Raw genomic sequence first — 21,044 nt, 5'->3', positions numbered from 1 at the left:
TAAGTTATTTTTCTGCGTTAGGAAGTTCTCAGCTTTCCTTCCTTCTCTGTATAACCGGGTAAAATAACTCGTGTCCTCTTCTTCGCTTATTATGAAATTGAATGCAAAAAAGCATATTCATCCCTAAAATAGGGACGAATATGCTTATATCCGTGGTTCCACCCAGATTCCCATCACAAAAAACATAATGGCTTCTTTTGCGATAACGTCGCATACACGGCACTAGATACTTCATTTCCCCAGTGCAGCTCTAAGGTGGTAAGTTATTTTTCTGCGTTAGGAAGTTCTCAGCTTTCCTTCCTTCTCTGTATAACCGGGTAAAATAACTCGTGTCCTTTTCTTTGCTTTTATAAAACATCCATTTATTGTTATTTAATATATCTTATTCATTTTATTTTTGCAAGTGTTAAATAATATTATTCATTTAATTTAAAAAAGTGAAACCAAAAAAATTTGGTTTCACTTCTCAATTTTACCAATCTTGTGGTTCGTAATTTAAATCTGAAAATAGACGTCTTTTCTCTTTCTTCGATAAATCTCTCCACTGCCCAACTGGTAAATTATTCAATTCTATATTCATAATTCTCGTACGTTTTAACGTATATACTTGATAACCTAAAGCTTCACACATACGGCGAATTTGACGATTCAGCCCTTGTGTTAAAATAATTTGGAACTCATATTTTGATAACTGTGTAACCTCACAAGGAAGTGTTTTTGTACCTAAAATTTTAACTCCCGCTGCCATTTTCTCTAAGAAATCAGGTGTAATTGGCTTATCCACTGAAACGATATATTCTTTCTCATGCTTGTTTTCAGCACGTAAAATCTCATTAACGATATCGCCATCATTCGTTAACAAAATTAAACCGTCTGAGTCTTTATCGAGACGTCCAATATGACTAATACGTAAAGGGTGATTCACTAAATCAATAATATTACCTTTTACTGCTTTTTCACTTGTACATGTAATACCTACTGGTTTATTTAAAGCGATATACACATGGTCTCGAGCAATACGAAGTTGCTCTCCATTCACTCGTACATCATCACCTGGATTTACTTGGTCACCAATTTTTGCAACCTTACCGTTAATAATTACTCTTCTCTCATTAATTAATTTATCTGCTCCGCGTCGAGACGCTTTTCCAGCTTCACTAATAAATTTATTGATACGCAAGTTAGGCACATCCTTTTCATAAAAAATTTCAAGCTCACACTGCTTCTACCGTACAATACAAAAGGGTAAGCCTCCTATTTTAACTTAAATATATTAACATGAAAGGGTATATGACGTCTTCTATTAATTTCTTGTTTACAAGAAATTATCTTTATTATACATTCATTTATACACTTTTTCTGCACTTAATATACAAGCCATTCTTCCTTACATACAGCTTGTTTACTTCTTATCTCTTCTATATCTTCATGAATGTTAGCTAGTTTATACAACATAGGAAAATTCTCTTCCACATAATATTGATGCGCCATTTCATCTTCCCAATAAGTTAATACTATGTAACGAGTTTCATTTTTTAAAGACTTCGCAACTACTCCACCTAACATCCCTTTTGCATTCTCCATTCCTTTATTCCAAATTGTTTCTTGCTTATGTAAAAAATGATTTTCTTTTTCTCCCTTTACATCACATATGGCAACTCTTACGAATGATCCTTCTGTAACAACGTTTTGCAAAGGCTTATCATTTATATCATACAACGTTTGAAATAGTTCAATTTCACATGAAAGAAACGTATCTTTTTGATTACTATTTAAATAAATTGTATCGTGAGCACCCTTCATAAATGATTGATATGCACTTCTATCTTCCCATAAAGTAAATACACATGCCTCATCTTCATTCCATCCACCAAATTGCCCATGAAAACCATCTAAATGTTGTAAATCACGCCATTTTTCTTGAGCAGCCGAAAACATCTCCCTTTTCTTTTCTTCCACTCTGCAAAATATTGTTTTTAGTAACATTTCTAATTCCCCCTCATAATACAATCTCTCTTACAACAATCAGTTTACATAACAAAAATATGGTAACTACAAATTTCTACTTTTGTACAACTAATCATTTTTTTACACTATATCTATCAAACCATCTATCTATTTTCATTTCAAATAATTCGGAATATAAAAAATGTAGCTCTATACGAATTACATCGAAATCTTTTCTCCCTTGTATATCTATTGCTCAAATAAATAATACGTAATTTCTCTCGGATAATGTTATACATTTACCTTTCGTTCTACTTTTTTAAAACTAACTATGCTGGCTCCCATCCACTTGCCTTTATAATAAGCATTACACTTATATATGTATAAACCTCTTCATTATCATCATTAATATGGATTGCTGACATTGGTACTGGAAATTTTTCAATTTTAGATTCTTTGTCTACATAAATGAGTGCAAATAAAGTGAAACTTTAATCATTTTGGGATTCTTCATCCCCCACCTAACTTCTTTGCTTTCGCTGCATTTTGAAGTGGGGGTCTTACTGCCCGTTAATGTGAGATACACCAATTAATAACATAGCCGTTACAATATTTAAAACTTGTTTTCTTTTATTCACTTTCACTAAAATTCCCCTTTCTTACATATTCCTTTCATCTTTTTACTAATTTTAATTAGTTACGTATAAAAAAGATGTAATTCAAATCACTTCTAACTTTATTTTCTCTATTTAAAACAACATTATTGTTATATATTATAATTATAAGTTTTTAAATTTTGGAGGCGTTACATATTGAAGAAAATTCTTTTTACTAAATGGACAGTAGTTATTTCTATTTTCATCATTTTCGGTACGATTTTCTACGTAACTAATGGTAAAAATGATAATGAAAAAGCAACTGTAGAAACAGTGGATACAAAAACTTTCAAAACTAAATTACAACCTAAAATTAAGGAATTGACTACTAATTATAATGACATTATCGAAAAAGATTGGTTGCCTGCCTGGGAAGAGATGAACACGAACGGAGATTCAGTGGATAGAAATAAACTATTAGTTACAATGAGTGCTGTTTCCAAACAGTATGAAACACTTATGAACGAAATAGACACGATAAAAATCGAAGAAAACATAACGGATATACATATACAAAAACAACTAATCCAATTCACAACTCAGTTTAAATCCGCATCAAATTACATGAAAAATGCAGCAGATTTAATTATTGATAAATACAATAATTCTACTCCGGCCAATGAAATAATTGAAAATACAAAACAGGCTTTAGGGCTTGCCGATCAACATATTGTCATCGCTTTATCTACTTTAAATGAAATTAAAGATAAATTAGGAATTTCTAAAAAATAAAACTGTTTACTATTTTAAAATAAAAAAAAGATTGCAATTCACAGTTTGTCTGTCTATAATATTTTTATTGATTTACATTCAATGTGTATATTAATTTTATAATTCGGATGAACCATTCAGGAGAAGGTCAATTGATCTACCGACGGGGCAAAAAGTTGTAATACCAACTTTGAAACTCTCAGGTCTTGGTTACAAGTAGAACTGCATGGGGACGAATCTCTGGAGAGACTCCCTCTCGCTTTTAATAGCGCGGAGGAAAAAGAGCGCCGAAGGAGCAAATCCGCTATTTTAGCGGATAATCTCTCAGGTAAAAAGGACAGAGACAAGCGAAGGAAAATGCCGATTTGTATCGGTTTATTTTTCTATTCCTTGTTTCTCCAGAGACCATTTCATTTACTTGAAGTGGTTTTTATTTTTTCTAAAAAAGGAGAATAAAGATGGAGACAGTAAGTAAAGTATTAGAACAAATGAATCATTACGTGTGGGGATTACCAACTTTGTTGCTACTCGTTGGTACTGGTATCATTCTCACAGTGCGTTTGAAAGGTTTACAGTTTAGTAAACTATTATACGCTCACAAAATAGCATTTAAAAAGTCAGAAGATACGTCATCTTCTGGAGATATTAGCCACTTCCAAGCACTCATGACAGCTATGGCCGCAACGATTGGTATGGGAAATATCGCCGGTGTTGCAACAGCTGTTACAATTGGTGGTCCTGGTGCAATTTTTTGGATGTGGATTACCGCTTTATTCGGAATGGCAACAAAGTATGCCGAAGCAATTCTAGCAGTGAAATACCGTGTTAGTAATGAAAATGGTGAATATTCAGGTGGACCAATGTATTATTTAGAGCGTGGCTTAGGTAAGAAATGGCTTGCTGTTTTATTCGCTATATTCGGTACAACTGCTTCTTTCGGGATCGGTAATATGGTGCAATCTAACTCAGTTGCGGAGGCAATGCGAATTAATTTCTCTTTCCCCCCTGCTTTAACTGGTATATTAATGTCATTTTTAATCGCTATTGTTATTTTAGGCGGTGTAAAAAAAATCGGGAAAGTAACGGGATTTATCGTTCCTATTAAAGCTTTCTTTTATATAATTGCTGGTCTTATTATTATTTTCTATCACTTTGATCAAATTCCAGAAGCATTTTCACTTATTTTTTCTGGTGCATTTCAAGGTACAGCAGCCGCAGGTGGTTTTATTGGAGCAACAGTCGCATCAGCTATTCAAATCGGAATGGCGCGCGGTGTATTTGCGAACGAAGCTGGTTTAGGTAGTGCTCCTATTGCGGCCGCTGCAGCAAAAACAGATTCACCTGCAAAACAAGCTTTAGTTTCTATGACTGGTACTTTTCTTGATACATTTATCGTCTGTACAATTACAGGACTTGTATTAATTACAACTGGAGCATGGAAATCAGGTAAAACCGGTGTTGAAGCTACAACACTTGCATTCCAATCTGTATTCGGCACCGCTGGTAGTATGATCCTTGGTATTGCCATAATTTTATTCGCCTACTCTACTATTTTAGGCTGGTCATATTACGGTGAGAAATGTGTCGCTTATTTATTTGGAGAAGGTGCTGTTCGATATTATAAAGCAATCTTTATCGTGATGATTGCGATTGGTGCCAATTTAAAACTTGGTATCGTATGGACATTTGCTGATATTGCAAATGGACTTATGGCAATTCCAAACTTAATTGGCCTAATCGGATTAAGTGGTATCGTTGTCGCTGAAACGAATCGTTTTTTACAAGCAGAGAAATTGAAAGAAAACCATAAAAAACAGGCAAGTTAATCTGTGTTTAAAATAACTGTAGTTCAAATTTCACTATAAATATTAATTTTATATAGAATACAGCCCTACATTTTGAAAAAGAAATTGGTCAAAATGTAGGGCCTTTTATTTTATTTTATTTTATTTTATTAAAAAAGTTCCACTAAAGTAAATAAAAGAATATGTTTAGTACATTATATTCTATTAAGTAAACTTCATTTAAAATTATCAGTGTTGGTTACTCTAAAAATCATTAGCATCACACATAAATTATAGTGAAGTAATACTAAAATACAATGAACCTCAACATAAATATCTCGGTAAGAATCCCCTCTTTTTTTAAGCAGTATTATCAAAAAAACTTTAAAGTCCAGTTGATTATATATAAATCACAACTTAATAACCAGAAAATTATAAAAGGAAAACTCTTGAAGATTATGTAATATAAAGGTAATCTATAGATAGACGATTCTAAGATGTTATTCGGAGAAAACTTCTTAGTTAAGTATGTTAACTTGTTTGCACTAAATTTTACAAATAAAGGGGTATTAAGAATCATGAAAGCAAAGAAATTAGTAAGTTTAGCATTACCAGTTATGTTATTAAGTGGTTGTATTACAATTGAAACTGATAGTAAGAAAGCGGAACCAAAGAAAGAAGAAACGCAAAAGATGGAGAAAGAGAGTAAGTCAACCGATAGTAAAAAAGATGATAGCTTATCTGTAGCGAATGGTAAAGATGCAAACAGTAACTCATCAAGTAGTAAACCAAGTTCTTCTTCTAACAATTCAAACTCATCTACTTCCTCTAGTTCATCAACTGCAAAGTTAAGTGGTTCAGAAGTTGAGAAATACAAGTCAGAAATAGTAGAAAATGCTACTAAAGTTGATGATGTTTTGAAATTAATAGAAAATGTAGCAAGTTCAGATGTTAAGTCATATAGTCAAAAGAAAAGTGAAGTACAATTAAGTATAGGTGGAGCAAAAGCATATGTAACAAAGTTAAGAAACCTCCAAGCACCGCCTGAGTTAAAAGTAGAACAAGAAAATATAAAACAATCAATGGAACTTTATAATGAAGCATTTGCACTGCTTTTTGATGCAATAGAAGAACAAAACGAAAGTAAGATGAATCAGTCATTAACGAAAGCGAAAGATGGTTCAAAGCTTTTTGAGGAAGCAACAGATAGTATTTCTAGAAAAACACAGTAAGGCTGAAATCAAGGTAAATAGATACGGCTAATTTATTAACTAAGGATAAGGGGCATTTAATCATGAAAGCAAAGAAACTACTAGGATTAACCATACCAGTTATGTTGTTAATGAACGGTTGCATAAAAATAGAAGAGTCTAAACCTGCTAAAACAGAAGAGTCTAAAACCGCTAAGACGGATTCTGAAGTTAAGACTTCTAAAGAAGCTGACTCTAGTACTTCAAAGCAGTCAACTTCTGATGTGAAGAAAGTAAGAGTATTAGCAGACGACTATCCTATGTATTTAGTTGATTTAGGAAATGAGTTTGATAGACTATTCAAAGAGTACAATAATATAGTTGGGGAAGCTAGCAAAGGCAATAAGACACGAAAAGACGTATTAGTTAGTGTCGAAAACATCTTTAAAGCAATTGATAAGTTTGAAGAAATCGACCCACCGAACAAGTATATAGATGCTCAAAAGGATATTGAGAAAGCAACCGCTAAGTACAGAAAAGCCTTTGAGGGAGTAGAACGTATTTTCTCACAAAACACAGAGAAAAATACTGGTGGTAAAACTGACAAAGAAGTAATTGAAAACGCTGAAAAGTTAGTTAAAGAAGGCGACAAATACTGGATTGAAGTATATAACAACATGAAAAACGAAGTAACGAAGGCGAACGGCGGCGGAATATCTGCTAGTGAGAAAATAGGAATAGACACTAATTCAGGTGTTAACGAAGCAAACGTTAAGAGTAAAGTAACAGACGGAACTGAGTTAATTGCTGACTGGGGACTTGAAACTTCTAGTGGTTTCCTAGTAACATTTATCATAAAAGGTGGAAATACTTTTGAGTTATATACAGCAGGAACTTACCCAAACAAGGACAATGTAACGGAAGGAACATGGTCTTACGATAAAAACTCTATGACTTTTGAATTACATATAACGAAGCGAATGGACAACGGTAAAGAAGTCACTGTTTCTAAGAAAGACATACCTTATATGGTACAGAATTTCGATGGTAAGACCTTACAATTATTAAATACAGAAACAAATAACACAACAAGATATGTGAAACAAAGTTTCTAATAGACAAGAAATAGAGTCACTCCCTCTTAACCACTTAGATTTCTTTTATCAAGATGGATAAAACGTAACAACTATTTATAAATGGTATAACTTCATTTGGAAATCACAATTAATCTATGAAAAAAGGAATGACTCATGCATAATGAGCATTCCTTTTTTCGTTCTCTTACTCAACCAATATCATTTAAAATAAATTTATATCAATCTTCCCCCCTTTTTATTCCAATAAAAGTTTTTCACATAAATGTCATAAATCGTATGGTCTAACTATATAGTTGAAAAGGAATGCGACATTAAAGTGTCGCTGAAAAACTCATCCAAGAAAAGGGAGGAAAAATCTTTTGAAAAACAAATTCATTGTTTTCCTATCTGTTTTGTCATTTATTATTGGTGGTTTCTTCTTTAACACGAATACTTCAAGTGCTGAAACATCATCTACTGATTACGTTCCTAACCAATTAATCGTTAAGTTCAAGCAAAATGCATCTTTAAATAATGTGCAATCTTTTCATAAATCTGTCGGAGCTAATGTCTTATCTAAAGATGATAAGTTAGGTTTTGAAGTCGTTCAATTTTCAAAAGGTACTGTAAAAGAAAAAATAAAGAGTTATAAAAATAATCCAGATGTGGAATATGCAGAACCGAATTATTACGTTCATGCCTTTTGGACTCCAAACGACCCATATTTTAAAAATCAATATGGATTACAAAAGATTCAAGCTCCACAAGCTTGGGATAGCCAACGAAGTGATCCTGGTGTAAAAGTAGCTATTATTGATACAGGAGTTCAAGGCTCACACCCTGATTTAGCTTCTAAAGTAATTTACGGGCATGATTATGTTGATAACGACAATACATCTGATGATGGTAATGGTCATGGTACACATTGCGCTGGAATTACTGGAGCACTTACGAATAACAGCGTCGGAATTGCTGGTGTTGCCCCGCAGACTTCAATTTATGCTGTCCGCGTATTAGATAATCAAGGAAGTGGTACTCTTGATGCTGTAGCGCAAGGTATTCGAGAAGCTGCTGATTCGGGTGCAAAAGTAATTAGTTTAAGTTTAGGAGCTCCAAATGGTGGTACTGCATTACAACAAGCAGTTCAATATGCATGGAATAAAGGCTCTGTTATAGTTGCAGCTGCTGGAAATGCTGGAAATACAAAAGCTAATTACCCTGCTTATTACAGCGAAGTAATTGCAGTTGCTTCTACAGATCAATCAGATAGAAAATCTTCATTTTCTACTTATGGTAGCTGGGTAGATGTTGCAGCACCAGGTTCAAATATATATTCCACATATAAAGGGAGCACGTATCAATCATTAAGTGGTACATCTATGGCAACACCTCATGTTGCAGGAGTCGCTGCTCTTTTAGCAAATCAAGGATATAGCAATACACAAATCCGCCAAATTATTGAGTCTACTACTGATAAAATTAGTGGTACAGGTACGTACTGGAAAAACGGTAGAGTCAATGCATATAAGGCTGTACAATACGCTAAGCAATTACAAGAAAATAAAGCTTCTTAATAAATAAAGTAAAATTTTAATTGGTCGATCTACCATTAATGCAGGGTAAAATAGAAGGAGAGACTTTTACAATTAAAGCCTCTCCTTCTTACAAACTATATTACTCTCCCTGCTTTTTAACCATATGTAAATACAGTACAAAATCCATCATTGTCGACGAATGACCAAGTTGACGGATCATCGCTGTTATATTTCCTCTATGATATGTACCATGATTTACGACATGTTGTACTAACTCTAAAATTGAAGTTTCTAATGCCCCTGCATATGGGTTCTCAATAACAAATACAGCATTCACATCTTGTATTGTAATTAAAAAGTCTTTATATTGATTTGCCATGTTTTCAAACATTTTTTCTAATTCATGTAACGATTTAGTTTCAATTTGTTTTCGTAAATCTTCTCGGTCTTGTATTGCTTCATTCATACTTTTACCATGCAATATGTGTAACCACACTTGATCTGTAATATAAATATGCACAAAAGTATCCTTAATGGATGGGAATACACTCTGTATCTGCTCATTAAAAATTGTCTCATAGTTTGGTAACTCTTTTAATCGATTGAATAATCTAGTATTAGCCCAAGCATGGTAATCAAACTGTTTTAATATATAATCTTTCAATTTATATTACCTCCCTATTGTATGAAACGAATAATTTGTTTCTTCGTTTCCGATTCTCTATCAACCTTTGCAATCCCTTTTTCTTTCATTTCATGTTTATTTATCGTTTTATATTTTACACACGTATGAAATTCCGTTTGAAATGGAAAGGGTGTAATCCGAATTGTTTCCTCGTCCACCCATTCAGCTTGAATAAGTTTATCATCCTTACTATTAAACATTTCTGTTCCTTCAAAACCATCTTTAAATAAATCAATTTCATCTTTCTTTTTTACACCAGGCTTATTCATACATACGTATAAAGAAAGTTCATCACAAAACTTTAATAATCTATAATGTTTATCAAACATCGCAAACTGTTCCTTTGTTAACGTTTTCAAAATTCTTTTTTGTCGTTCTAATTCATGTTTATAAAATGACATCATCTCTTCATCTTCCTCGTTTAGTGGAAATGATAAAAAATGTTTACTGCAAAGCAATGCCCCGTATGGATTAGAATTTTCAATTTCATTCAAACCAATCGTATAAAAAACAAAACGTAATGGGCTTGGACAATCCATAAATGTATATGGAATATTTTTAGCATCATTTAAAATTGGTACTTTATCTAGCTCTATCCATCCTCTGTCATGCTCATATATTGCATCAATTGTTTCTTTTAAATATGTTTTACCTTCAAAAAAGTCTTCTTTTATATGCTTTGCAATCTCTCCAGCTAAAAAACCATGATCATGTTGACGAATTAATATACTTTCCTTCTCATTTTTTTCACGAAAAATCATTCGTATACTCCCCCTCATCCTCATACTAAAGCTTTTTATATACATCGATTCTTAATTAATCCCTAAATAATAGAAGGGATTCAGTCTCTTGCAACGAAATTAACATAATTATATAGTATTCTTTCTAATCATAGTGATAGCTTTATCTTTACTATCTATTATACTAAAACATTCATTCCAAAAATTTTTTTATGAGGTGAAAACATGAACAAAACAGAATTAATTAAAAACGTAGCACAATCAGCTGATATTTCTCAAAAGGACGCTTCTGCAGCTGTACAATCCGTATTTGACACAATTGCTAATGCATTACAATCTGGCGATAAAGTTCAATTAATCGGATTTGGAACTTTTGAAGTGCGCGAAAGATCTGCTCGTACAGGACGTAATCCGCAAACTGGCGAAGAAATTCAAATCGCAGCTGGTAAAGTTCCTGCATTTAAAGCAGGTAAAGAATTAAAAGAAGCTGTTAAATAAACAAGAAACCAGCCATTTTATAGGCTGGTTTCTTGTTTTTATTTAAGCAATTTCTTTATATTCTCTGCATGATACACTTCACAAATATAAAATACACATTTGCAGTTACTTACAATTTGATACTTTCTAGTTGGATACACATTCGCTGTAACAGAACAGCCATCAAACAATTCGATAATATTTCCAGATGGCTGATATCCTTCATATAATACGTTTCTTCTTACTTCCATCTTTTCTATAAGCTTTTCAACAGGAATATTTCCACTCTCTAATTCACTCTTTATTGCGTCCGGTAAAAACGAAGTGTCTGCAAAAATTAGATTTTCAGATAACACCTTTCCTTTATAACTAACATTAGATACACGGTAAAGAAATGTTCCATCTTTATCAAAGAAATTCTTTGCTTCTTTCGGAATGTACTGTCTACCAAGTGCCTCTTGTTCAAGAACATCAAACTGAACTGTATCATTTAAAAGCTTTTCTAAAGCATGAATGGATGATGTATCTCCAGAAAATAAAATATTTTTAATTGCTTGTACATTATAAGTGAATTCATTCTTTCTATTTTCTGCCACTAACATGAGGAACACCTCTTCTATAATTTTTTTATTTAAGATTTAAAATTGCTACCGCGTCTAATTGCGTAATTTCAGTCACTTCCTTACTGAATACTGCAACAGAAGCCATATAATCTAAACTAGGCCTTACATCTTCCATCATTGTATTATCTGCCAACTCTTGCTTATCTTTAAAAACTAACAATTTTGGAGAATTATTTGGAGCTGATACTGTAATATGTACTGGTGGAATCAATAGTCCTTCGCCTGTCGCTTTCAGCACCGCTTCTTTTCGAGTCCAATATGTTAAAAAACCTTCTATTTTCTGTTCATTTGGTAGTTTCATAACTTGCGCTATTTCAATGTCTGTTAATACACCTTCTGCCATTTTCATAACATCTACATTTGGATTAATTTGTTCTACATCTATGCCAACAGGTGCAGATTTTGTAAATGCAACGACAACCCACTCACCTGAATGCGAAACAGATAATTGCGGCATACCTTTTGGTAATTGTGGTCTACCATGTTGCAATTTACATACTGAGCACATTCGATCAATTGGTACTTGGACTGGTGACATAGAAAGTATCTTGCCGAGAACTAATCTACTAATTACGCAACCTATTATAAAACGAGCTCGATCTGCCGAATGATGATACGAATTTGCTTTCTCTCGCTCTATATCATTTAGTAAATTGTAATGCCATGATTGTAAATCCGAAATTCTTGCCCACCATATTTGACAATCATTCTCATTCAAAGTTGGAACAGAATCTACAACTTTACTTTCTATCATGTAAACTCTCCTTTATTCAACGAATATCAATTTTCATAAAAAAGCATCCGTATATTGTTATTCATTGACGAGTGCTTTCTCTTTTTTTGATACAGATAATGTTTTTTCTTTCTTATTTGACATTACCTCTTTATCGGAAATACGTAAAGAAAATAGTAGTGCTATGAGCAAAAATATTGCTGATCCAATTAATGCTGCTTGATATGGTAAAAAATCGGATTGAACGTTATTACTTCCAAAACCAGCTAGTATACTAGCTAAAATAGCTACTCCTATCGCTGAACCTAATCGATTTTGCACATTGAATATAGTAGTCGCTCTCCCCATGGAAGGCGGCGTGATATTGTTAAAGGCAGAAAATTGAACCGCACCGACAGATTGACCTAAGAAAATACCGATACCAAACAATAATGCCCGGATTTGCCACGGATTCGTATCGTGATTTACAAAACTTAATAAAACCAAGATAACCGCGGTACAAATTAATCCAATAGAAATTACCTTTCGAGCTCCTAATTTCTTATATGACCATGGCACAATTTGTGAAGAAATCATTAATCCAATCGCCTCTGGAAATGTCGTAAGTCCTGATTCCAGCGCGGAAACTCCTATCACATTTTGATACATAAGTGGAAAAACAAATAACATTCCTAGTAAACCAGCTGATGAAAATAATGATATAAGGCTCATCTTTCTAAAGACTGGTTCTTTTAATAAGCGTAATTCTAACATCGGTTGCTTTACTTTCAGTTCTGCGATTATAAACAATGTAATGAATACAACCCCAGCTATCCCAGTACTCATAATTTCTGGAGAAATCCACCCTTTTGATGGTCCTTGGCTGAGTGCATATATGAGCATCACAAATCCTGGTGCTGATAAAATAAAGCCGAGAGAATCAAAGCGACCAGCTGATTTTTCAACATGCTCTGCTAAAAATAGAAGTCCAAAGAGCAATGCAACGATTCCAAACGGTAGATTAATATAAAATGCCCAACGCCAAGACATTTGATCTACAAAGAAACCACCGATGATAGGACCAATTACTGGTGCTACAGCAATTGGGAGTACAATGAACCGAGAAATCTTCGGTCTTTCCTCTGGTGAAAATGTTCGAAATAACATCGCCATTCCGACCGGTGTTAAAAGCCCTCCACCAGCACCTTGAATGATACGGAAAATATTCAATGAAGTAATATCGTTAGCCATTCCGCATAAAGCAGAGGCAATTGTAAATACGAAAAGAGCAATTAAAAATACTCTTTTCGTACCAAATCGATCTCCTAACCAACCAGAAATCGGAAGGAAAACAGCTAAACTAACTAAATACCCAACATTAGCCGTCCCCATTGCAGATGGAGGTACTTGTAGTTCTTTACTTATCGTTTGTAGTGCTACATTTACAATCGTTGCGTCCATCGCAGCCATAAACATCGCAGTTATATAAACGATACTTACGACTACTTTTGGATTTAGTTTTGCTTTCATTATCGTTTTCCTGCTAATGTTTTTTCACGAACTTGATTACTTTTTGGATTCAAATCTTTCCAGTTATATTCAACATATTTTAAGCAGCTCTGCCTACTAGCTTCTTCATATACGACACTCCAGCCAATAGGTACATCGAGAAAAGCAGGCCAGAGAGAATACTGGCCCTCCTCATTTATTAATACTTTATATGTGTAATTATCATTTTCAAATGGATTCGTCATACTCTACTTACCCCTTTCTTATTCTGCAAATATTTCGCTAATACTTGGCCAATTTCCGTAAGTGGACCTGGCTGACATAAATCTTTATGTCTACAGTCAATATCATGCTGCACAATTTGCCCATCTAAATAATTTAGCCACGTATTTGGAGAAATAGGATCAAACCAGGCTGGTATAACAGTAGATCTAAAGAATAAGATATCTCCGTTATAAACTTTCGGTACATATTTCCCTAACAATCCTACTGAATTTACATATGTTTCTTTCAAGTTCAATATAGTCGCTTCTTCAAGACTTGCTAATGCACTTCCATCTTTACGAAGGATTTTAACTGCACTTTCCATTGTAAGTGGTTTACCATCCATGTTATCTGGGTCATATCCGCCTAAAGCAAGTAATGCTATTAACGCTTCCTCTTCAGTAGGCGCTTCCGTATTCGGTAAGAAGTGTCCAGGATAAGAATCAAGCATAACGAGTAATTCTACTTCTTCCCCTTCATTTTGTAGTTGTGCCGCCATTGCATGCACAACATTTCCTCCAAGCGACCAACCTAATAAACGATATGGTCCATGAGGCTGTACTTCACGAACATGTTTCAAGTAATCCGCCGCCATCTCCTCTAAGCTTTTTGGAAGTTCTTCATTTTCAGCGATACCACGTGCTTGTACACCATAGATTGGATAATCTGTTCCTAAAGATTTCATAAGTCCTGCATAGCACCAACTTAATCCACCTGCTGGATGTACACAAAATAGTGGTAATTGCTCTCCGCTTGCTCGTAATGGAAGTAACACATCAAGTGCACTTTGACCATTCCCCATTTCAAGCCTTTCAGCAAGCCCCGCAACAGTAGGTGCTGCAAATAAAGTTCCAATATTCAGTTCAACGCCAAGTGCCTCTTTCATGCGACTCATAAGCTGCACTGCAAGAAGTGAATGACCACCAAGATCAAAGAATCCATCATCAATTCCAATTTGAGACACACTTAAAACTTCTGTAAACAAGTCACATAACATTTCTTCTTGCGGTGTTCTCGGTCCGCGGCTAGATGATGATGCAATAAATTCTGGAGCTGGCAATGCCTTTCTATCTAATTTACCGTTTGGAGTTAAAGGTAACTCGTTTACTACTACAAAAGCGTATGGAACCATATAATCTGGCAAACTACCTCCAGCATGCTGACGCATTTCATTCGTATCAATCGTTTCATTATTTGATGCGACGATATAAGCAACTAATCGTTTATCCCCAGGTTGATCCTCCCGGACAATAACGGCTACTTGTTCAACTTTATCGTGTTTCATTATGACCGCTTCTATTTCCCCTAATTCAATTCGGAATCCACGAATTTTAATTTGATGATCTGCACGTCCTATATAATCTAACGTCCCATCTTGACGCCAGCGCGCTAAGTCTCCTGTGCGATACATTCTTGTACCAGGTTTACCAAATGGATCTGCGATAAAACGTTCAGCCGTTAATGCTGCTCTTCCTAAATATCCACGAGCTAGTCCAGCACCTGCAACATACATTTCCCCAACTACTCCTGGTGGCACTGGTTGTAAATAGGTATCTAATACGTATACTTTAAGATCTGGTATACTGCACCCGATTAAACTATTTGCTCGTAAAGAAACGATACTCTCATCTAACTCAATATAACTAACATGTACCGTCGTCTCCGTTATACCGTACATATTAATAAGTTTCGGTGCGTTATGAGGATGACGACTATACCAATCTTCTAATCGACTTAGTTCAAGTGCTTCTCCACCAAAAACAACATATCGTAACGATAGTTTTTGACCAACCTCTTCATTTTCACGATCTGCTTGCATCAATTGATAGAACGCTGATGGAGTTTGGTTTAAAACAGTAACCTTTTCTTTAACAAGAAGCTGTAAAAATTCTTTCGGTGAGCGACTTACAGTGTGTGGCACTACAACTAAACGCCCTCCGTATAATAAAGGTCCCCAAATTTCCCAAACCGAGAAATCAAAAGCGTATGAATGGAACATCGTCCAAACATCGTTTCCGTCAAACTGGAACCAATGATCAGTTGCTCCTAAAAGTCTTACTACATTTTGATGAGGTATCATAACGCCTTTCGGTCTACCCGTTGAGCCTGACGTATAAATAACGTAAGCAATATGTGATGGAGATAATGGCTTAATTCGTTCCACTTCATCAATATTTTCTTCACTATATTTCTCAACTTCTGCTATTACTTTTACATCATCAACTAAAACTTTTAGTGCCTCATCACATTCAATTTCCACTTCTGAATTCGTTAAAACACATGATGGTTTTGCATCGTGTAGCATAAATGAAATACGATCTGACGGATAATCTGGATCTAACGGAAGGTATCCGGCACCTGCTTTAAGAACAGCAAGTAAGCTTACAACCATATTTAAAGATCTCGGCATCGCTAAAGCAACGAGTTGATCCGGCCCGATACCTTTTGCTATTAACGAACGAGCTATTTTATTCGCTTTTCTATTTAACTCTTCATACGTTAGCTTTTCATCTTCAAAGACGACAGCAATAGAATTTGGATTTATATGAGCCTGCTTTTCAAATAATTGTGGCAATGTCATTTCAGGCACAATTTGAAAACCACCATTCCACTTTTCTAAAACTGTATTTCGCTCTGCTAAAGTTAATATTTCTAATCTACCAATTGATTGATCCGGATGTTTCGCTGCATCATCTAATAATAGAATGAATCGTTCTATTAGTTTTTGAACCGTTTCACGTTTATATAAATCGGTACTAAACTCTAACAATCCGTGTAAGCCGTTTGGAGTACCATCCACTCCATTACTCTCGCTAATTTCAAATGTTAAATCAAACTTTGCAGAACCAACACTTTGAATTTCAAGACTCGCCTCTAAATCTGGTACATGAAACGTCGCTTCAGGCGTATTTTGGAAAGCTAACATAACTTGAAACAGTGGATGACTATTTCGGGTACGTACTGGGTTTAACACTTCAACGAGTCGTTCAAATGGAACATCTTGATTTTCATAAGCTGCCAGATTTATCTGCTTTACTCTATTTAATAATTCTTTAAAACTTGGATCTCCTGACGTATTTGTACGTAACACTAATGTATTTACAAATAAACCAACTATATTTGATAGCGCATCGTCATTTCTTCCGGCAATCGGGCTTCCAATTGGTATATCAGTTCCAGCACCTAATCTTGTAAATAGCGCGCTTAGTCCTGCTTGCAACACCATAAACAAACTAACCCCATTTTTACGACCAAGCTCTACTAACCTACTATGCATACCTTCATCTATATGAAAATGAATTATTTCCCCGCGATAACTCGTTTCCACCGGACGCTGGTAATCTGTAGGCAACTCCATTTGATCTGGTAAACCTTTCAGTTCCTCTTTCCAAAAATCTAATTGTGTTGAAATAAGACTTTCTGGTGTCGTTTCATCACCTAGTAGTTGCTGTTGCCAAATTGCATAATCTGCGTATTGAACTGAAAGTGTCTCCAGTTGAACTTTGTCACCTTGACATCTTGCTTTATAAGCCGCTGTAAAGTCTCTCGTTAACGGTTGTAATGACCATCCATCTCCTACAATATGATGTAAAAGAATTAGTAAAACATGTTCGCTGTCACTTACTTTAAAAAGTTGTAAACGAACTGCTGGCTCAACATCAAGATTAAAGCTATGTCTTACCGCCTCTGAAAGCACACTTTCTAATTCATCTTTACATGTATTAGTTATAACCATTTCTAGATTTAAGTTTTCCATATCTAAAATTTTCTGATAGGAACTACCCAATACGTTAGGGAAAATTGTTCTAAGTGTTTCATGTTTCTCAACTACATCATAAAAAGCACCTTGTAATGCTTCCTCATTCAATAGTCCATTCATACGAATGACTAGCGGAATATTATAAGTAGGACTTGGACCTTCTAAACAATTTAAGAACCATAACCTGCGCTGTGCAAATGAAAGTGGAACTTCATTTGGCCTACTTGCTTTCTGAATAGCTGGTCTTGCACTTTTTGCATGGTTTAATTGTTTCGCCAGTTCGGCAACAGTTGGTGATTCAAATAGTTTCCCGATTCCTAATTCCACACTTAACGTTTCACGAATTCTTGCCATTAAACGAGAAGCGAGAAGTGAATGTCCACCCATTTCAAAGAAATTATCATCAATGCTAATTCGAGAAACACCAAGTACTTCTGCAAATAAATCACATAATATTTCTTCTTTCGGATTTCTAGCAACTCTCTCATTGTTCATTCCATTAAAATCAGGAGCAGGTAATTTCTTTCTGTCAACCTTACCATTTGGCGTTAATGGTAATTCTTCTAGCACAACAAATGCCGATGGTATCATATAATTCGCTAAACTTTCTGAAACATAAGAACGAATTTCTGAAAGATTAATCGGTTCCTTTTCTTCTGCAACGATATACGCAATGATGCGTTTATCATTTGGACGATCTTCTCGTACCATCACTACCGCTTGTTGAATATTTTCATGTCGTAGTAATATCGTTTCAATTTCAGCTAATTCAATTCGGAAACCACGAATTTTAATTTGATGATCTGCGCGACTCATGTACTCTAGCACACCGTCGTTACGCCATTTCACAAGATCACCTGTGCGGTACATAAGCTTCCCTGGTTCTCCATATGGATTTGCAACAAATCGTTCAGCCGTTAACGCAGGCTTTCCTAAATATCCGCTTGCGATTCCTTCTCCTGCAATATATAATTCACCGATAACTCCAGGTGGAACAGGTTGTAATCCTGCATCCAATACATACACTTCTGTATTGCAAATTGGCTTTCCAATAGGTGGTATACCCTTTTCACTTTCATCAATGTTCATGAAAGTAGACCAAATCGTCGTTTCAGTTGGTCCATATAAATTAGTTATTGAGCAACCTAATTCTTTTAATTTATTTGCTAAATGCGCTGGAAGAGCTTCACCACCAACAAGTATGTTTAGCCCTTGTAGCTTTTCTGGATAATCAGTTACTAACGCCTGCCAAAGCGTCGGTGTAGCCTGCATAATGGTCACTCTTTTTTCTTGTAAAAGTGTCGTTAAGGCTGATGGCTCTTGTATGTCTTCTTTTTGCGCAATCGTTAAACTTGCGCCACTAATAAGAGGTAAATAAATTTCTAGAGCAGAAATATCAAACGCAAAAGTTGTAACTGCTAATAAATGATCATTTTCATTTAATGAAAACTTTTGTTGCATAGCCATTAAAAAGTTACTTAAACCTCTCATAGGAACAATTACACCTTTTGGGTTTCCTGTTGAGCCTGAAGTATATATTGTATAGGCTGGGTTTAAAAGTGATACATCATTCTTACATGCTATATTCATACGAGAATATGTATGTAACGCTAGTTTCGTTTCTTCTTCATCTAATACAATTTTTTTCATATCATTTTCTATAACTAACTTAGATGAAACAGATGAATGTGTTATGATACAAACTAGTTTTGCATCATTTACTATATAATTAACTCTTTCTGCTGGGTATTCTGGATCTATTGGTAAATATGCTGCACCAGCCTTTAAGACCGCTAGCATACTAACCACCATTTCTATTGATCTAGGGAATACTAAAGCTACAAACTGATTTGGTCGTATTCCTTCTTCTACTAAATAATGTGCTAGTTCATTCGCTCGTTCATTTAGCTCTTTATACGTAAGGTTTACACCGTCACAAGTAATCGCTAGTTTATTTGGATTTTTTTGCACTTGTTTTTCAAATGATATAGGTAGACTGATTAACTCATCATCTTCCTTCGTTTCATTCCATTCCAATAAAACTTTATGGTTTTCTTCAGGCAGAGTAATGTTTATTTTTCCAATAGACTCGTTTTTCTCATAATTATTTATTACTAATTCAAATAGATTCATAAATCTTTCTTTATGCAATGCTAGTTCCGCACCATTATATACTTCGGGATTCGCATCAAAATGAATCATTAGCTCATTTTGATCAAAACGTTTATATACATTTATCGATAAATCATCTACAGGTCCTGCTGATAAATTATGTGTAATACCTCGATTTCCAGCAAAGTTAAGTCCGTAATCAAAAGGCATAACATTCACTAACGGCCCAAACAACCTTTGATTTTCACCTAGTAGCTTTAAGTCTCTCCTTAATTCCTCATGACGGTATTTATGATGACGACGTACGTCACGAATTTCTTTAGAAACTTGCTGCAATAATTCCGCAAGAGTTATATTTGGAGTTATAGTGAGACGAAGTGGAACTAAATTCATTACCATGCTTGGTGTATGAATAGATACAGAACCAAGACGCCCCATCATTGGTAAACCTAAAACAATATCATTTGCACCTATTAATTTATGCATGTAAATACTTGTTACGGCTACAACAAATTCGGGCCAACTCGTTAACGAAATATTAATATCTTCTAGTAAAGTTTTCGTACTAGCATTTGATAAATAAGCAGTTTCCCGTAAAAATCCATTTGATGTTCTCGGTGCTCGTTCTGCCAAACTTACAACTTCTGGTTCATCCGCAAATTTTTCTAACCAAAAAGTACGACCCTCCTGAAATTGTTTAGACTCACGATACTCATTATCTTCTTGTACAATTTTTGCAAGAGAGCCAAATGGCTTTTCATTCTTATTTGTTTCTTCTATAAGTGATGTATACTCATTGGCTACCTTTTGACTAAGAAGTGAAAATCCATAGCCATCCATCACAATGTGATGGATGCGCTGATACCAAAAGAAACGATTATTTTCAACTTGAATAAGTGCTTCAGTAAATAAAGTATCTTTTTTCAAATCGACTGGCATAGATAAATCATTTTTCATCCATACTTTAGCAGCTTCTTCAGGATTTTCTTCTTTACGAACGTCAATAAAATGCATATGAAACTGTGATTCTTCAATAACTTGCCATGGGCCAATTTCATCCTCTTCGAAGCGAACATGAAGTGCTTCTGCTTCCATTACGACTTTACGTACAGCTAATTCAAAAATGTCTTGATGAATATTCCCGTTTATTTCTACATATTCCCCAGTATTATATATCGGATTAAGCGGATCTAATTGTTGCGCAAACCACATACCAGACTGCGCAGATGATAACGAATGACGAATCTTTTGACTGTTAGGCAT

The 21,044-nt window shown here is 34.7% G+C and carries 15 protein-coding genes, 1 riboswitch and 1 other annotated feature; of the genes, 6 read left to right on the top strand and 9 right to left on the bottom strand.

Going from position 1 to position 21,044, the window contains the following annotated elements; genetic code table 11:
- Positions 1 to 127: 127 nt before the first annotated feature.
- Positions 128 to 351 (bottom strand) — a binding site (T-box leader).
- 121 nt (positions 352 to 472) lie between these two features.
- Positions 473 to 1,180 (bottom strand): 23S rRNA pseudouridine(2604) synthase RluF, encoded by a 708-nt coding sequence (gene rluF, locus JDS81_RS13180; RefSeq protein ID WP_001222161.1) that lies wholly within the window; start codon positions 1,178 to 1,180, stop codon positions 473 to 475.
- Between the two features lie 185 nt (positions 1,181 to 1,365).
- A complete protein-coding gene (locus JDS81_RS13175; protein ID WP_097953426.1) occupies positions 1,366 to 1,986 on the bottom strand; it encodes a YdbC family protein in 621 nt (206 codons plus the stop codon).
- Positions 1,987 to 2,759: 773 nt separating this feature from the next.
- Between JDS81_RS13175 and JDS81_RS13170 the strand changes: the two genes are divergently transcribed.
- From JDS81_RS13170 to JDS81_RS13150, 5 genes are all read left to right on the top strand, one after another.
- Entirely contained in the window at positions 2,760 to 3,335 is a 576-nt protein-coding gene (locus tag JDS81_RS13170; RefSeq protein ID WP_097953427.1) for a hypothetical protein, read from the top strand.
- A gap of 209 nt (positions 3,336 to 3,544) precedes the next feature.
- A riboswitch (glycine riboswitch) is annotated at positions 3,545 to 3,665 on the top strand.
- A gap of 107 nt (positions 3,666 to 3,772) precedes the next feature.
- Positions 3,773 to 5,140 carry an alanine/glycine:cation symporter family protein gene (locus tag JDS81_RS13165; RefSeq protein ID WP_000451042.1) on the top strand — a complete coding sequence of 456 codons (1,368 nt, stop codon included), beginning with the start codon at positions 3,773 to 3,775 and terminating at the stop codon, positions 5,138 to 5,140.
- Between the two features lie 536 nt (positions 5,141 to 5,676).
- Positions 5,677 to 6,330: a DUF7018 domain-containing (lipo)protein gene (locus JDS81_RS13160; protein ID WP_417896776.1), complete on the top strand. Its 654-nt coding sequence runs from the start codon at positions 5,677 to 5,679 to the stop codon at positions 6,328 to 6,330.
- A gap of 62 nt (positions 6,331 to 6,392) precedes the next feature.
- Positions 6,393 to 7,403: a DUF3994 domain-containing protein gene (locus JDS81_RS13155; RefSeq protein WP_097953429.1), complete on the top strand. Its 1,011-nt coding sequence runs from the start codon at positions 6,393 to 6,395 to the stop codon at positions 7,401 to 7,403.
- Positions 7,404 to 7,744: 341 nt separating this feature from the next.
- Entirely contained in the window at positions 7,745 to 8,938 is a 1,194-nt protein-coding gene (locus JDS81_RS13150) for a S8 family peptidase (protein WP_097953430.1), read from the top strand.
- 100 nt (positions 8,939 to 9,038) lie between these two features.
- Here the strand turns inward: JDS81_RS13150 and JDS81_RS13145 are convergent, their stop codons facing one another.
- Together JDS81_RS13145 and JDS81_RS13140 are read right to left on the bottom strand one after the other, a co-directional pair.
- Positions 9,039 to 9,563: a DinB family protein gene (locus JDS81_RS13145; protein ID WP_097953431.1), complete on the bottom strand. Its 525-nt coding sequence runs from the start codon at positions 9,561 to 9,563 to the stop codon at positions 9,039 to 9,041.
- A gap of 14 nt (positions 9,564 to 9,577) precedes the next feature.
- Positions 9,578 to 10,345, bottom strand: coding sequence for a DUF3891 family protein (locus JDS81_RS13140; RefSeq protein WP_097953432.1), 768 nt, complete (start codon positions 10,343 to 10,345; stop codon positions 9,578 to 9,580).
- A gap of 204 nt (positions 10,346 to 10,549) precedes the next feature.
- On the opposite strand from JDS81_RS13140, the gene JDS81_RS13135 reads away from it, so the two are divergent.
- Positions 10,550 to 10,822, top strand: coding sequence for an HU family DNA-binding protein (locus tag JDS81_RS13135; RefSeq protein ID WP_001043905.1), 273 nt, complete (start codon positions 10,550 to 10,552; stop codon positions 10,820 to 10,822).
- 38 nt (positions 10,823 to 10,860) lie between these two features.
- On the opposite strand, the gene JDS81_RS13130 is transcribed toward JDS81_RS13135, so the two are convergent.
- From JDS81_RS13130 to JDS81_RS13110, 5 genes are read right to left on the bottom strand one after another with little or no spacing between them, the layout of a single operon-like run.
- Entirely contained in the window at positions 10,861 to 11,403 is a 543-nt protein-coding gene (locus JDS81_RS13130) for a cold-shock protein (RefSeq protein WP_097953433.1), read from the bottom strand.
- A gap of 25 nt (positions 11,404 to 11,428) precedes the next feature.
- A complete protein-coding gene (gene sfp / locus JDS81_RS13125) occupies positions 11,429 to 12,178 on the bottom strand; it encodes a 4'-phosphopantetheinyl transferase Sfp (RefSeq protein WP_098158350.1) in 750 nt (249 codons plus the stop codon).
- 57 nt (positions 12,179 to 12,235) lie between these two features.
- Positions 12,236 to 13,666, bottom strand: a complete 1,431-nt coding sequence (locus JDS81_RS13120) for an MDR family MFS transporter (protein ID WP_097953435.1) — start codon at positions 13,664 to 13,666, stop codon at positions 12,236 to 12,238.
- Positions 13,666 to 13,890 (bottom strand): MbtH family protein, encoded by a 225-nt coding sequence (locus tag JDS81_RS13115; protein ID WP_097953436.1) that lies wholly within the window; start codon positions 13,888 to 13,890, stop codon positions 13,666 to 13,668. Before JDS81_RS13115 ends, JDS81_RS13120 begins: the two co-directional genes overlap by 1 nt.
- A complete protein-coding gene (locus tag JDS81_RS13110; RefSeq protein ID WP_097953437.1) occupies positions 13,887 to 21,044 on the bottom strand; it encodes an amino acid adenylation domain-containing protein in 7,158 nt (2,385 codons plus the stop codon). Before JDS81_RS13110 ends, JDS81_RS13115 begins: the two co-directional genes overlap by 4 nt.

The organism is Bacillus cereus group sp. N31 (assembly GCF_016483245.1).
GTDB lineage: Bacteria > Bacillota > Bacilli > Bacillales > Bacillaceae_G > Bacillus_A > Bacillus_A toyonensis.
Note: the sequence above shows the minus strand (reverse complement) of the source record. Positions and strands in the feature narration are given on the sequence as shown.